Below are 14,495 nucleotides of genomic sequence, written 5' to 3'. Positions count from 1 at the left end.
TACTACTGCTCTAATATTTCAAAACATATGACTGTCAAGGCACATATTTATCAAACTCCCAATGAAAATACTTCGATAAACTCTTGGATATCTCGTTTTCGTTCTTATTAATACTTTTCTCTTCGATTAAAGTATTAATGAAATTTAACAAGATATATTTATCAAAGTCCTTTATCACAAATTCTGCTTTCTTCCGAAAGTAAACCTCGTAATCTTTGATGAGGATATGGTCAGAGCTAGGATAATAGTCATTAGTGACATCAAAGTAAAAAAGACTACTACCCCTCTCATCACCTAATGCTAGGTATACCGTTAGAACAAAATAATCACTATTCTTAAATTCAAAATCGTCAAAGCTTTGATGGTCGTCAAAATATATGTACTGAATCGATAGCATTATTCAACCCCTACCATCCAACTTAAAATGTTCGGAGCAAAAACTTTCTTTACACACTCGCTCCAACTTCCCGTGCAATCGCAATGCCTTCTTCAACCGTTAAAAACTTGCGCTGGCTTGGACTGTCTTTATAAATGACATCACCATCTTGAAATATTAAGCATTCATTGACGGCCAACTGCTGCCATTTCTCATTTTCAGTCAATGGCACAGTGACTAAAATCGTGACTTTATCCGTGTCTGTGGTCACATCACCAAAGTTAATCGCCATATCATCGTCTGCCAGTTTGGCTTCACCAAATGGCGCTTTGCGCGTGAGATAAAATAGTAAACTACCTGCATAAGCCAGTTGCCACCTGCCATTGGATATTAAGCAATTAAATAGCCCATTGGCCGATAGATAACGACATTGCGTGGTCAAAAAATTAAACAGCGTTTTGTCATCAGGACGCGATTTAAAGCTGCTCTTTAGGCGATTGACAAAATAGCAGAATGCCATCTCAGAATCAGTTGAACCGACTGGCTGGCAGTGTGAGGCATTGCCGTTGTCTTGCAGGCGCTGACAGCGTTTGATAAATTCGCTATTCATCTGTCCATTGTGCGCAAACACCCACTGCTCGCCCCATACCTCACGGACGAACGGATGGGTGTTTGCCAAGCAGTTCTGCCCTTGTGTCGCCTTGCGGATATGCGCAATGACGTTCATGGCCTTGATTGGGTAGTTATTGACCAAATCAGCGACTGGCGACAGATGGCTTGGACGATTATCATGAAACAGACGCAGACCCGTTGAGTCATTTGCCGTTTCATCGTTAATTCTGTCATTATTGCTGCATTCGCTGCGCTCAAAAAAGGCAATGCCAAAGCCATCTTCATGACTGTCCGTCATTCCGCCACGCTTGCGAAACCCTGCAAAGCTAAAGCCAATATCCGTTGGGGTATTACAGTTCATTCCTAAGAGTTGACACATTTATAGATTACCGCCGTTATTGTCGTCTATTATTGAATTGCCTTGCGTAGTATTGCTTTGATTGGCAGATAGCGCATCAAAGTCAGCATCACTCATCTCATCAAGCAAAGCGGCACCATCAGTTGGTATGGTATCCAATATGCGCTGAGCTTCTGCCAAGTCGGTGTCTTCTACCCAGAGAACGATACCCGAGTTCATACCAGGGATCGCGCTGAGCGGCTGCAAGGACACGGTTATGCCGTTATTACGTAATAGATTGGCGTGTAGCTCACCTTGCATATTGGTATCAAAGCGCGCCAGTTTGTGCCAGTTATCAACTTGATCGGTCATGGGGTCGCCTCTAAGGTTTCGGTGCTAAAATTAGTACTAGCATTAGTACTAGAATAAATGAATAAGCAACGCTTACGATAATTGATCTAGCGTATATTCTTTGATTGCAAACTCACTACTATTTAATGTTTCCTGCGCTTGCTCAGCTTGGGTGATACTGCTAAACACACCGACTATCTGATTGTCTGGTTTGCTTAATAGTACAAATACGGTATTTTGCGACTTTTCAACATGCGCCCAATGGTAAGCGGCCAGACGTTTCATCAAGTCAGGGTTTTTGACCATGATGTTATCACCCGTACGACCTTCGGTACGGTTGTAGTGAATCACGTTTAGGCGTAATAACCAGAAAATCACCGCGGCTTTTGCCAGCATAACAGGTAGTGCACGGTTTTCGTCGTTATTTAGCGGGCGGATCGACTCATAACCTTGTAAGAACGCTGCCATTTTACTGCGGTCAAAGTTTACTGACTCGCCTTGTTCTGCAACGCCCCACGTGGTACAAAAATCATTAATCGTAATGGCAATATCCATCACGTAATGCTCGACGCTGACTTCGGTAAAGTCCAACAGGCCCGTCAAACGCGCTTCGCCTTTTTGTAGATTCCATAAGGTATTGTCGGCAAACATATCTAAATGGCACAGACCTTTTGGCAAAGTGGCCAGTGGTAATTCTGAATAAGAGCGCCAAATATCTCTCATCAGCTTGGCTTCGTCACCTGGCATGAACTGCATTTCACGGTCACGCACGTCGCTCCATGGATACAAAGGCACGCCGTACTGCTCGCTGGGTTGCAGTGCTTGGAGTGTCTCATGCAGCATCGCTAATGCTGCGCCAATATCATGACACATCGCTTGCGTGGTTTGCTCCGGATGTGAACCTGCTAGACACGGCACTAGCGTAATCGCTTTGTCTTCATAATGGATGACATAGCGTTTATCATCGCCATCCGTTTGCGAACCAGTTGATTCAATAACGGCTAGCGGCGCGGCGACTGGTAGCTTGCCATTTAATTGATTGAGGATAACGGCCATTTTTTCGATATCAGCGGGCGGACGCTCTTCAAATAACGTAAACACGTAAGAGTAGGTGCCATCTACATCGTCAGTCGTTTGAATAAACCAGTTTGAGTTTTTAATACCTTGAGTGATCGGAATCGCGCGGGAAAACGATACGCCAAAGCTTTGGCAAAAGGCGGTAAACTGGTCGTCGGTTAACTGGGTATAGACGGACATGACATCTCACTTATAGCAATTGGATAAGAAGTTAAATAGGATAAATTTCTGCGGTAATGACAGCAATTGTACCGCGCATGATAAAACGATGGTGAAAAGCGTAATAATCTTGCGAAAACCTGCCTGAAATAGCAGTGATTTTGCTAGACTAGCGCCTATGAATTGATTATAAGGTGAAAGACCCTATGTTAGCAAAGCGTATCATTCCTTGCTTGGACGTTGACAATGGCCGCGTGGTCAAAGGCGTGCAGTTTGTCGATATCAAAGATGCAGGCGATCCTGTCGAAGTCGCCCGCCGCTACAATGAACAAGGCGCTGATGAGATTACTTTTTTGGACATTACTGCGACCAATGATGAGCGCGATACCACTTATCATACTGTTGAGCGCATGGCGGAAACGGTATTCGTTCCGCTGACTGTTGGCGGCGGTGTTCGCAAAATCGCTGATATCCGCAATTTGCTCAATGCGGGCGCTGATAAAGTGGCGATTAACTCAGCAGCCGTATTTACGCCTGAGTTCGTTGGTGAAGCCGCGCAGAAATTTGGTAACCAGTGTATCGTCGTTGCCATCGATGCCAAACGCGTCGCTGACATCAACGTCGATGGTATTGTCGTACCGCGTTGGGAGATTTTCACTCACGGCGGTCGTAAGCCAACCGGTATCGATGCCGTTGCTTGGGCGAGCAAAATGGCTGAGCTGGGTGCTGGTGAATTACTGGTCACTTCGATGGATGGTGATGGCACCAAAAAAGGCTATGATTTGGCACTCATGCAGCAAATTACGAGCCGCGTCAATGTACCAGTTATCGCCTCAGGCGGTGTCGGTAACCTGCAACATTTGGCAGAAGGCGTACTAGAAGGCGGCGTCGATGCCGTACTTGCCGCCAGTATTTTTCACTTTGGTGAGTATACGGTATTGGAGGCCAAAGAGTATATGGCAGCGCAAGGAATACAGATGCGTCTTTAGCACGCTCGTAATATACAAATAAAACCCAAAAAAATGCTATCATAGCGCTAACCATTTATTTTCGTTCAATTAACTAGGGCAACGCCAAAATAATAGGCGGCCAAGTCGATTGAACGCATCAGATTATTTAGCTATTTATTGATGCCTATATTTCAATTGAACGCTTATTAAGCAAAGGATTTTTTATGTCGAATTTACAACAGCAGCGCAACGACGTGACTCATATCGATGGTAACTTGCATCAGAACGCTGACGCTCGCATTGGTATCGTTGTTGGTCGTTTTAATGGTTTTGTCGTTGAGTCATTGGTCGATGGTGCCATCGATGCCCTACTCCGTCATGGCGTATTGGGTAGCAACATTACTGTTATTCGCGTACCTGGCGCATTCGAGCTACCACTTGTGGCCCAGCGCGCTGCGGAATCAGATCGTTTTGACGCGATTGTGGCATTGGGTGCAATCATCCGTGGCAGCACGCCACATTTTGATATTGTAGCCAGCGAGTCAGCTAAAGGTTTGAGTGCTGTGGCAATGGATTATAATATCCCTGTTGCTAACGGTATCATCACCACTGATAGCATCGAGCAAGCTATTGAGCGCTCTGGTACTAAAGCGGGCAACAAAGGCTCTGAAGCTGCGATGGTCGTATTAGAGATGATCGCTGTCCTATCACAGCTAGACATTGATGACGATATCGATGAAGCTTAAGCGCCAAAACTCGACTTTACTGATCTAATGGGTGCTGCTATTGAGCAATAGCAGCACCTCATAGCGTTAGCCAGCTATCAAAATAATTGGCTATTTTTTGAATTTTCGCCGTATTTCTATACCCTTTAAAATTTTGAATAAACAAAGCTAAAAAGCTACTTTGTTATTTTATATTTTGACTGGGTATCATCTCAAAAATTTAGGTACAGACCCCCTATGACTGACCAACTCAAGCGCGCTATCAGCGCTGCGAAAACCGCACAAGCCAATCAAGCTGAAGCTACCCGTATAGCGAGCAGTAGTGCAGGTGATCAAACCTTCGATATGAGTGAGTCTTCTTATAAGACCAGTCACACTGCTATCCGTAAGGCGCGCCGCTTTGCCATGCAAGGTCTATACGAGTGGCTCGTCACCGACCGCCGCTTTGATGTAGATGGCAAGCTTGGCTGGAAAGACAATGCACCGCATGATATCGCGGCACGCACGCGCGCAACCAACGCTATGCACACCGTCCATATCGGCTACTATCACGAAATGATGCGCGATATCCCAGAGCAAATTGAAGCGTTAGATGCGCTTATCAGCCAGCATCTCGATCGTGAGGTTGATAAATTAGATACGGTTGAACATGCTATTTTGCTCATTGGTGCGTACGAGCTACAAAACCGTATGGAGATTCCATATAAGGTTGTGCTTGACGAAGCAATGAAGCTAAATAATCACTTTGGCGCGACTGACGCTCATAAATTGATCAATGCGGTACTGGATAAAATGGCTGGTGAGCTGCGTGCTTTAGAGGTACAAGCAGATACCAATGCCAATCTACGTACATCACAAAAAGCGGCGGCTAAACAATCTGAAGCGAATTCGGCTGGAGTAACGGTAGCTGACAATATCGAAACGGCTGCTGAAACAGAAAGCGCTATCGATAACGCACCGACTGCATCAAACAAGCCGCGTATCAGCGCCAACAAAGCTAACGTCAAACGCAGTAGTGCCAGTAAAGCCAGTGCAAATATCAGTGACTTTAAGGCGAGCAAGAAAAACGCTAACGATACTAAAGACTAAGACTAGCCATGAACGAGTTTGAGCTGATTGAGCGTATATTCTCACAGATGCAGGCCACGCATGCGCCATTAACGGGTATCGAAAAAGGTATCGGTGATGACGCGGCTGTGATGGCATTGCCAGCAGGATCACGCTTGGTTAGCTGTATTGATACACTGGTTCAGGGCCGTCACTTTCATGCTGACTTTGCACAAGTAGATAAGCTTGCGTTTGAAATTGGTTATAAAGCTGTCGCGGTTAATGTTTCAGACATTGCAGCGATGGGCGCTGCCCCGCATAGTATTTTGCTAGCGCTAGCATTACCCGAACGTCTAGCGAATCATGAATGGCTTACGACATTTGCCAAAGGATTGTTTCATGCCTGCCAGCTGTTTGGCGTCACGCTAATCGGTGGTGACACGACGCGCAGTGAGCGCCTAGTGCTGAGTGTCAGTGCGCAAGGATTGCTTGCCACAGGTACACCAGCTGTTTATCGCTCGGGTGCACAAGTTGGCGATAAAATTTATGTCTCAGGCACGCTTGGTGATGCCGCTTATGCGCTACAGCATCCTGACAGCGCACAAGGTATCAAGTTGGCTCATCGTCTACATATGCCGACGCCGCGTATTGCGCTAGGTGCAGCATTAGCAAAAACTGGTGCCTCCGCGATGATCGATATCTCTGACGGTCTTTATCAAGATCTTGGACATATCTGTCAGCAAAGCTCAGTTAGTCTGCGTATTCATTTAGATCAGTTACCGAGTAGCGAGTCACTAGCCAAAGTAGAGTTATCTGAGCGTTTGTTATGTCAATTAGCGGGCGGCGATGACTACGAATTGGCGTTTACCTTGCCTGCACATATTGAACCACCTACTTCTAATACGCCTGTCACTTGTATTGGAGAAGTCGTTGCGCTCGCAGATTTTATTGCGACAGATACCGAATCGCCTAATCACTCACGTCTTGAACTGTTTTATCAAAATCAGCCAGTCACGCCGACTCAATCTGCACCCTTCTCTACGTGGCCCAATCTCACCGGTTATCAACATTTCACAGGCTAATCCATGACTGAACAACACCTATCTAAGCCTGATATCCGACAAGCAAATGACTGCCCACCTCTACCAATCGGTGCCAGTATGCTTGACCGCATGGTTTATTGGCTCGGACTAGGTTTGGGCAGCGGACTACCTCGACGCGCGCCCGGCACATGGGGCACGGTTGGTGGTCTGATTGTGGGTGTGCCACTCATGAGCTTGGGTTTCGTTCCTTTTTTGGTGCTAACTATTTTATCGTGTTTGGTTGGTGTTTGGATTTGCGGGCGTACGTCTGAGTTGATGCAGGTACACGATGATCCGCATATTGTGTGGGATGAATGGGCTGGCATGTGGATTACCCTATTGCCATTATCTTATATACTGTCCTATGTATTTCCTACGTCTGAAAGCACCTTGTCGATAATGATGCTGCCGATGTTTTGGGGCTGGCTACCGACTGCTTTTATCCTGTTTCGCGTATTTGATATTTTAAAGCCGCCACCGATTGGCTGGGCAGACAAAAAGGTTGCGGGCGGCCTTGGGGTAATGTTGGATGACATTATTGCAGGAATTATGGCAGCAGTGATTTGGCTGATTATTTACATCATTGTGATGATGTTTATGTCTTTTTAATATTGTTCTGCGGAAACAATTACTTTGGTTTAGCCTTTTTGCTCATTTGATTTTACTTGCTTAGGTTTTGGGTATTCAAGTTACAAAGCCTGCACGTCATAATTTTTTTTGTGCAAGTTTTTACGCTATAATTCAACATTATATTTTGTTACATTTGTAGGCTTATTATGACATCTCCTCTTTCTGTGATTATTTTAGCTGCTGGTAAAGGCACACGTATGCAGTCGGCAAAGCCAAAGGTTTTGCAGACCCTAGCTGGTAAGTCACTATTGGCCCATGTATTAGATACTTGTCATCAGCTCACTGTTGATGAAACCATCATTGTCCATGGTTTTGGCGGTGATCAGGTAAAATCAGAGATTACCAACCAATATACACAGTCGTCGTTTACTTGGGTTGCTCAAACTGAGCAGTTAGGAACGGGTCATGCGGTCAAAGTAACACTGTCTGATTTACCGAAATCAGGGCAAAGTCTCATTCTGTATGGTGATGTGCCATTGGTCAACTGCCAGACATTAGCTGCTTTAAAAGCTGCCAATACTGACGGTATGTCTATGCTGACGTTGACTGTCGATAATCCGTTCGGGTTGGGTCGTATCAAACGTGACCAAAACGGTAACATTGAAGCCATCGTCGAGCAAAAAGATGCCAATGCTGACGAGCAAAACATTAGAGAAATTAACAGTGGTATCTACTGCGTAGACAACGCCCTACTGCATAAGTATTTGCCAGAGCTCTCTAATAATAACGCGCAACAAGAATACTATCTCACTGACATCGTCAAAATGGCCGTCGCTGATGGTATTACGATTGCGGCGATTGAGCCTGAACATACGTTTGAGATTGAAGGGGTTAATAACCGCCAACAACTCGCAAGTCTGGAGCGCACGTGGCAACGCAAGATAGTCGCCGACCTACAAGAAGCGGGCGTTCAATTTGCCGATCCCACGCGCGTGGATATTCGCGGGTCGTTGAGTGCCGGACAAGATGTATTTATTGACGTCAACGTGGTCTTTGAAGGCGACTGCACTTTAGGCGACAATGTCTATATTGAGGCGGGCTGTGTGATCAAAAATGCCCAGATAGGCAATGCTTGTTATATCAAGCCTTACTGTGTGATTGATCGCGCTGACATCGGAGCTGGTGTCGACATAGGACCTTTTGCACACTTGCGTCCTGATACGGTATTGTCTGACAACAGCAAAGTCGGTAACTTTGTCGAAATTAAAAAATCAATAATCGGTCAAGGCAGTAAAGTAAATCACCTAAGCTACATCGGTGATGCAACTGTCGGCACAGGCGTCAATGTCGGTGCAGGTGTCATTACTTGTAATTACGATGGTGTCAACAAATCGCAGACTATCATTGGAGATAATGCCTTTATTGGTTCCAATGCGAGCCTAGTCGCGCCAGTAACCATCGGAGATACATCTACCATCGCTGCAGGTTCTGTCATTACCAAAGACGTTGATAGTAGTGCTTTAGCATTTGGCCGAGCTCGTCAGGTACAGAAAAATGACTTTCAACGACCGACTAAAAAATAACTGACTTATCGAAAGTTTGATCGAGCGCTGTCATTCTTGAGTAAACCTAAGCAGTACGGCAATCGTGGTGGTACTGCTTCATCATACTTTTGAGCTAATGACTGAGCATTGGTAGCTAACGAAGTTTATTAGTCTTGTGCCATCATATATTGAATCATTAAAAAACAAATTTAAGGAAAAGCCATGTGCGGAATCGTTGGCGCAGTTGCTGAGCGCAATATTGCGAATATCTTACTTGAAGGTCTTAAGCGTCTAGAATATCGGGGCTACGATTCGGCTGGTTTAACTGTCATTCGTGATGGTGAATTACATCGTGAGCGCCAAGTGGGCAAGGTTCAAGCCTTGGTCGATGCTGTCTCTATCAATCCAGAATTTTTTGATGGGCATATCGGTATCGCTCATACCCGCTGGGCCACTCATGGTGAGCCTGCACAGCGCAATGCACATCCGCACGTATCTGGTAAGATTGCCGTCGTCCATAATGGCATCGTCGAAAACTACGCTGAGTTAAAAGAAGTGTTAATAGCCAAAGGCTACGAGTTTACCTCACAGACCGACACCGAAGTGGTAGCGCATCTGATTCATGACATCTATGAGCAAACCAATGATTTGCTAGAAGCGGTACGCGCCGTAATCCCTAAGCTGCATGGCGCGTTCGCCCTTGGCATCATTCACGTGGATACACCAGATGAGCTGGTCACGGTACGTTTAGGCTCGCCACTGGTGATTGGTGTTGGTATTGGTGAAAACTTTATCGCCTCAGATCAGCTGGCACTCTTGCCGGTCACCAACCGCTTTATGTACCTAGAAGAAGGCGATATTGCCAAATTGACCCGTGACAGTATTAAAGTCTATGTCGATGGCGAGGAAGTCAGCCGCGAAGTGCATGAAATCGATGCCAAGCAGCACAATGCCGACAAAGGCGAGTTTAAGCACTATATGCTCAAGGAAATCTATGAGCAGCCAGATGCAGTCGCTCGTACGCTTGAAATGGCGATTGATAATCGCCAAGCGTCAACCCTACGTGATGACTTTTTAGCACGCAATGAAGCGCAGTTATCAGGCGTCCAGCACATACAGATCATTGCCTGTGGCACTAGTTATCATGCGGGAATGGTTGCTAAATATTGGTTTGAGAGCTTGATGCGCCTATCATGCTCTGTTGAGGTTGCCAGTGAATTCCGCTATCGCAATCCTGTGGTACTCGACAACTCGCTGGTAATTTGTATCTCTCAATCTGGTGAAACAGCCGATACCTTGTCAGCCCTGCGTGACATCAAAAAGCAAAACCCAGCAGGACTGGTTAGTCTAGCACTATGTAACGTGCCTACCTCATCATTGGTTCGCGAGACAGACATATTCTTGCCGACCCTTGCAGGTCCTGAGATTGGTGTGGCATCGACCAAAGCCTTTACCACCCAGCTGGTCGCACTCATGTTATTGATCTTAAAAACAGGCGCAGTACAGCAGCGCATCGACAGCGCAAACCTAAGCACCTTACTTGGTGAGCTACAAAAGCTGCCTGGTCAACTCTATGCCAGTTTGCACCTTGATGCTCCGATCAAGGCAATGGCAGAGCACTTCGAAGATAAGAAAAGCTGCTTATTTTTAGGGCGCGGTCTACAGTTCCCTATCGCTCTAGAAGGCGCATTGAAGCTCAAAGAAATCTCTTATATCCACGCTGAAGGCTACGCCGCAGGTGAGCTTAAGCATGGCCCGCTAGCGCTTGTTGACAAGGACATGCCAATCGTCGTATTGGCACCCAAAGACAGTATGCTCGATAAGCTCAAAGCCAACATGCAAGAGGTACACGCCCGTCATGGCGAGCTGTTCGTCTTTGCTAGTGAAGATAGCCAAATTGTTGCTGAAGACCGCCTACATGTGGTATATGTTAAAGCAGTTTGCGAGACACTTGCCCCTATCGTCTACAGCGTACCCGTACAGCTACTCTCTTACCACGTGGCCGTAATGCGCGGTACGGATGTTGATCAGCCACGTAACCTTGCCAAGTCTGTGACGGTAGAATAACAGTGATTACTCGCTGACAGTAAATATTAGCGAGTAATAAAACACAGTATTAAGTCTGACCCCTGCTATTGTTAACTCACTATTAGCAGGGGTTTTTTATGCTCTCAAAAAAACAAGGAAAATGGCTTAAAGAAGGCAGAGATCAAGGTGAGCTCGCCGATTATAAGCCTTGGATGAAAATCTCTGACATCTCTTCTTCAGATCGCTCTCATAGAGTTTTTGGTCATAAAACAAAACTAACCCATCATCTACTCTCAGATTTAGAATTAGCTACATTTTTGTTTCTCGAATGGAGCCCCACAATTCTTGATATTAGAGAACAATTCCCTCTTAATTACGACATCACCCTCATAGTTGCAGAAGACAAGCAAGTTAAGCATCTGAGCGTTAGAGACTATATACACATAATGACATCAGACTTCTATGTATTCAGCTCCAATAAAAACTATAGCCAATTCGCATTACAAGCTAAATACTCAAGAGATGTTAGATAACATTCGAACTATAGTCTAAATAAACGATCCCCATAAAGACCATCAGGAATAAGGTTACGGACAATGCCCTTTTTAGATAATATTTCCTGTAACCCTTATAACTCAGGAAAAATCCTGCTCCGTCCATATAAATAAACAAGCGTATTCGAAAGTTACTTGACAGACACGGTCCTCACATTCTATGGCTGCCACCCTATAGCCCTGATTTTAATCGCGTTGAAAAGAAGTGGGCACAAGATTTGTTTCTACGCCAAGGTTGGATGGAAAATAATCTACCTAGACTATTTCAAAATATGGGTTATATCTCTTTTATTTTGGATTGACTGTATACCATACAGTCTAAATTATTCTTGTTATTCACGGATACAATCCCGAATCCCTAATTATATCCCTCTTCCTTATAACCATTATGTTAGTATGGATAAAAGCAATCAAGAATAAGCGATCCAGCTAAGGGCTGATTGTGCATTCTGACAGACGAAGTCGGTACTGTAGCAATCATTATTATCAAATCATTAAACTACATAAGTTTGAGGGTTCCTTGGTGTAGCTTGGCGATTGCTTTGTATCAACTCAAAACAAGATCTGTGCTCGCAGTGAAACTAAAATTTAAAAACGTTCGAGCTATAAGACACCAAGCCAATTGTGGTTTGATTATTATTGTCGGACTGCGTGACTAAAATATCCCAAGTTTGTTTCTACGGTAGTTGAGTAGTAAAGCTTTTCTAAGTTAGTAATTATTAATCAGGTAAGTTTTTATATGAAACTATCAACTCAACGTTTAATTCACTAAAAAGAGTATAACGACTATGAAAAAGCTTAAAATTGCGACTTGTGATTCAGTCATAGATAGTTTTATCACTGATTATGAAATGATCAATATTCATCATACTGACCTTACTGATATTGCAGCCGCAGTTACCAGTGCTGAAGATGCACATAAGGTAGTAGAGTTGATCAAAAGTACTGGTTTTGATATTCCGTTATTTATTGCTTTAGAGCCTAATAAGCCAATACCTGAAGACTTGGTTTTAGAATTTACTGGGGTTATCCAGATGGGTTTGGGTAGTCGCCATTTTTATGGCAAGCAGGTAGAAGCGGCTGCAGAAAGCTACGATGACAAACTAGCACCGCCTTTTTTTAGTGCATTAAAGCAATATGTTAATCGTGGCTATGTGGCGTTTGATTGCCCTGGACACCAAGGCGGCCAATTTTTTAGTAAACATCCAGCAGGACGAGAGTTTTTTAATTTTTTTGGTGAAAACTTATTTCGTGCTGATTTATGTAATGCCGATGTCAAGTTAGGCGACTTACTAATTCACGAAGGGCCGTCACGGGATGCAGAACGCCACGCTGCAAAAGTATTCAATGCTGATACAACCTATTTTGTGCTAAACGGTACCTCAACTGCTAATAAAGTCGTCACTAGTGCTTTATTGGCAAAAGATGATTTGATGTTATTTGATCGTAACAATCATAAATCTATTCATTTGGGAGCACTAATGTTAGCGGGGGCGCGCCCCATATATCTACAGACTGCCCGTAATCCTTATGGCTTTATAGGTGGTATCGATGCTGATTGCTTTGAAGAAAAGTATATTCGCGATCAAATTGCAAAAATTGCCCCTGAAAAAGCCAACGCTGAACGCCCTTTTCGATTGGCAGTAATACAGTTAGGTACCTATGACGGGACGATTTATAACGCCCGTCAGGTTGTAGACCGTATTGGACACTTATGTGACTATATTTTATTTGACTCAGCATGGGTTGGTTATGAACAGTTTATTCCCATGATGCAAGAGTGTTCACCACTTTTACTTGAACTTAAAGAAGGTGACCCTGGCATTATTGTCACTCAATCAGTACATAAGCAACAAGCGGGCTTTTCCCAAGCCTCGCAAATCCATAAAAAAGACAGTCATATTAAGGGCCAAGGGCGCTACTGTAACCATAAACGTTTTAACAATGCTTATATGATGCATGCCTCAACCAGCCCGTTTTATCCATTATTCGCCTCAATTGATGTCAATGCCAAAATGCATGAAGGCGTGGCAGGACGCAAAATGTGGGCAGACTGTGTAAAAGTTGGAATTGAAGCGCGTAAATTATTGCTAAAAACCTGCCAAATGGTTAAACCTTTTGTGCCAGATACGATTGATGGTAAACCTTGGGAAGACTATCCAACGGAGATAATGGCAAATGATATTCGCTTTTTCCGCCTTAGTCCTAATGAACGTTGGCATGCTTTTCCAGGCTATGCAGAAAACCAATATTTTGTAGATCCTTGTAAATTCATGCTCACCACACCTGGTATTAATGTCGAAAGTGGAGAATATGAGAAATTTGGTGTCCCTGCGACAATTTTAGCCAATTATCTGCGAGACAATGGACTGGTACCTGAAAAATGCGACTTAAACTCTATTTTGTTTTTATTGACGCCATCAGAGAACTTGGCAAAATTACAGCAATTAATAGCACTAATTGCACGGTTTGAGCAGCATATTAGTGAAGATAGCTTAATGAAAGACGTATTACCAGACTTGTATAAACGCTACATCAATTACTACGAAGGTTATACCATCCGACGCCTGTGTCAAGAAATGCATGACTTTTATGTACGAAATAACATGAAAGATTTACAACGAATAATGTTCCGTGCGGATGGTTGGCCAACTGCAGTAATGAGTGCCTACGATGCGCAGCAAGCCTTCATTCGTAACGAGGTAAAACTGGTGCGCCTTAGTGAAATAGAGGGCGAGATAGCTGCTGAAGGGGCTTTGCCTTATCCGCCAGGTGTGTTGTGTTGCGTACCTGGTGAAGTATGGGGCGGTGCAGTACAAAAATACTTTTTAGCGCTGGAAGAAGGTATTAACTGCTTGCCAGGATTCGAGCCTGAAATTCAAGGAGTCTATTTAGATAAACAACCTGATGGTAGTCGTCGTGCCTACGGTTATGTAGTTGATGTAGCATAGTTTTTGCTACATCAAAATAAGAACAAAAGTTTTGTCTATTGAATAGTCGGGCGCACTTCGTGACTGTTAGCACCCGCCTTTAATTAACATGGTAGATAATTTTAATCTCACTTATATTTACTCTTGTTAGGA

At 44.3% G+C, this 14,495-nt stretch carries 12 protein-coding genes and 1 pseudogene; 9 read left to right on the top strand and 4 right to left on the bottom strand.

The window, feature by feature from the left end; all coding sequences use genetic code 11:
• Positions 1–34 precede the first annotated feature (34 nt).
• The 4 genes from ACTXGK_RS16165 to ACTXGK_RS16150 form a co-directional block, all read right to left on the bottom strand.
• Positions 35–397, bottom strand: a complete 363-nt coding sequence (locus ACTXGK_RS16165) for an Imm8 family immunity protein (protein WP_443517360.1) — start codon at positions 395–397, stop codon at positions 35–37.
• 49 nt (positions 398–446) lie between these two features.
• Entirely contained in the window at positions 447–1,367 is a 921-nt protein-coding gene (locus ACTXGK_RS16160; RefSeq protein ID WP_443517361.1) for a class II glutamine amidotransferase, read from the bottom strand.
• Positions 1,368–1,697: a putative signal transducing protein gene (locus tag ACTXGK_RS16155; RefSeq protein WP_443517362.1), complete on the bottom strand. Its 330-nt coding sequence runs from the start codon at positions 1,695–1,697 to the stop codon at positions 1,368–1,370. It abuts the gene before it with no gap.
• Between the two features lie 72 nt (positions 1,698–1,769).
• A complete protein-coding gene (locus ACTXGK_RS16150; protein WP_443517363.1) occupies positions 1,770–2,933 on the bottom strand; it encodes a homoserine kinase in 1,164 nt (387 codons plus the stop codon).
• 185 nt (positions 2,934–3,118) lie between these two features.
• Here ACTXGK_RS16150 and hisF point away from each other — a divergent pair, with 185 nt between their 5' ends.
• The 9 genes and pseudogenes from hisF (at position 3,119) to speC (ending at position 14,363) form a co-directional block, all read left to right on the top strand.
• Positions 3,119–3,901 carry an imidazole glycerol phosphate synthase subunit HisF gene (gene hisF, locus ACTXGK_RS16145; RefSeq protein ID WP_075106500.1) on the top strand — a complete coding sequence of 261 codons (783 nt, stop codon included), beginning with the start codon at positions 3,119–3,121 and terminating at the stop codon, positions 3,899–3,901.
• 185 nt (positions 3,902–4,086) lie between these two features.
• Positions 4,087–4,608, top strand: coding sequence for a 6,7-dimethyl-8-ribityllumazine synthase (gene ribH, locus ACTXGK_RS16140; protein ID WP_058023462.1), 522 nt, complete (start codon positions 4,087–4,089; stop codon positions 4,606–4,608).
• A gap of 216 nt (positions 4,609–4,824) precedes the next feature.
• A pseudogene (gene nusB / locus ACTXGK_RS16135) lies at positions 4,825–5,655 on the top strand (transcription antitermination factor NusB); the annotation flags it as partial.
• Positions 5,656–5,684: 29 nt separating this feature from the next.
• Entirely contained in the window at positions 5,685–6,716 is a 1,032-nt protein-coding gene (gene thiL, locus ACTXGK_RS16130) for a thiamine-phosphate kinase (protein WP_443517364.1), read from the top strand.
• 3 nt (positions 6,717–6,719) lie between these two features.
• A complete protein-coding gene (locus ACTXGK_RS16125; protein ID WP_443517365.1) occupies positions 6,720–7,325 on the top strand; it encodes a phosphatidylglycerophosphatase A family protein in 606 nt (201 codons plus the stop codon).
• Positions 7,326–7,492: 167 nt separating this feature from the next.
• The gene (glmU, locus tag ACTXGK_RS16120; RefSeq protein ID WP_443517366.1) at positions 7,493–8,869 is read left to right on the top strand and encodes a bifunctional UDP-N-acetylglucosamine diphosphorylase/glucosamine-1-phosphate N-acetyltransferase GlmU; all 1,377 of its coding nucleotides are present in this window, start codon (positions 7,493–7,495) and stop codon (positions 8,867–8,869) included.
• 183 nt (positions 8,870–9,052) lie between these two features.
• Positions 9,053–10,897 (top strand): glutamine--fructose-6-phosphate transaminase (isomerizing), encoded by a 1,845-nt coding sequence (glmS, locus tag ACTXGK_RS16115; protein ID WP_443517367.1) that lies wholly within the window; start codon positions 9,053–9,055, stop codon positions 10,895–10,897.
• Between the two features lie 98 nt (positions 10,898–10,995).
• Positions 10,996–11,391 (top strand): TnsA endonuclease N-terminal domain-containing protein, encoded by a 396-nt coding sequence (locus ACTXGK_RS16110; protein ID WP_443517368.1) that lies wholly within the window; start codon positions 10,996–10,998, stop codon positions 11,389–11,391.
• An 809-nt stretch (positions 11,392–12,200) separates the two neighbouring features.
• On the top strand, positions 12,201–14,363 hold the full coding sequence (gene speC, locus ACTXGK_RS16105) for an ornithine decarboxylase (RefSeq protein WP_443517369.1): 2,163 nt from the start codon (positions 12,201–12,203) through the stop codon (positions 14,361–14,363).
• Positions 14,364–14,495: the final 132 nt, after the last annotated feature.

It is taken from the genome of Psychrobacter sp. T6-5, from assembly GCF_052258485.2.
Taxonomy (GTDB): Bacteria; Pseudomonadota; Gammaproteobacteria; order Pseudomonadales; family Moraxellaceae; genus Psychrobacter.
Note: the sequence above shows the minus strand (reverse complement) of the source record. Positions and strands in the feature narration are given on the sequence as shown.

Bases quoted from the DNA above. Each gene is read 5' to 3' on its own strand.
- ACTXGK_RS16165 (WP_443517360.1), bottom strand. From the start codon at position 397: ATGCTATCGATTCAGTACATATATTTTGACGACCATCAAAGCTTTGAC.
- ACTXGK_RS16160 (WP_443517361.1), bottom strand. From the start codon at position 1,367: ATGTGTCAACTCTTAGGAATGAACTGTAATACCCCAACGGATATTGGC.
- ACTXGK_RS16155 (WP_443517362.1), bottom strand. From the start codon at position 1,697: ATGACCGATCAAGTTGATAACTGGCACAAACTGGCGCGCTTTGATACC.
- ACTXGK_RS16150 (WP_443517363.1), bottom strand. From the start codon at position 2,933: ATGTCCGTCTATACCCAGTTAACCGACGACCAGTTTACCGCCTTTTGC.
- hisF (WP_075106500.1), top strand. From the start codon at position 3,119: ATGTTAGCAAAGCGTATCATTCCTTGCTTGGACGTTGACAATGGCCGC.
- ribH (WP_058023462.1), top strand. From the start codon at position 4,087: ATGTCGAATTTACAACAGCAGCGCAACGACGTGACTCATATCGATGGT.
- thiL (WP_443517364.1), top strand. From the start codon at position 5,685: ATGAACGAGTTTGAGCTGATTGAGCGTATATTCTCACAGATGCAGGCC.
- ACTXGK_RS16125 (WP_443517365.1), top strand. From the start codon at position 6,720: ATGACTGAACAACACCTATCTAAGCCTGATATCCGACAAGCAAATGAC.
- glmU (WP_443517366.1), top strand. From the start codon at position 7,493: ATGACATCTCCTCTTTCTGTGATTATTTTAGCTGCTGGTAAAGGCACA.
- glmS (WP_443517367.1), top strand. From the start codon at position 9,053: ATGTGCGGAATCGTTGGCGCAGTTGCTGAGCGCAATATTGCGAATATC.
- ACTXGK_RS16110 (WP_443517368.1), top strand. From the start codon at position 10,996: ATGCTCTCAAAAAAACAAGGAAAATGGCTTAAAGAAGGCAGAGATCAA.
- speC (WP_443517369.1), top strand. From the start codon at position 12,201: ATGAAAAAGCTTAAAATTGCGACTTGTGATTCAGTCATAGATAGTTTT.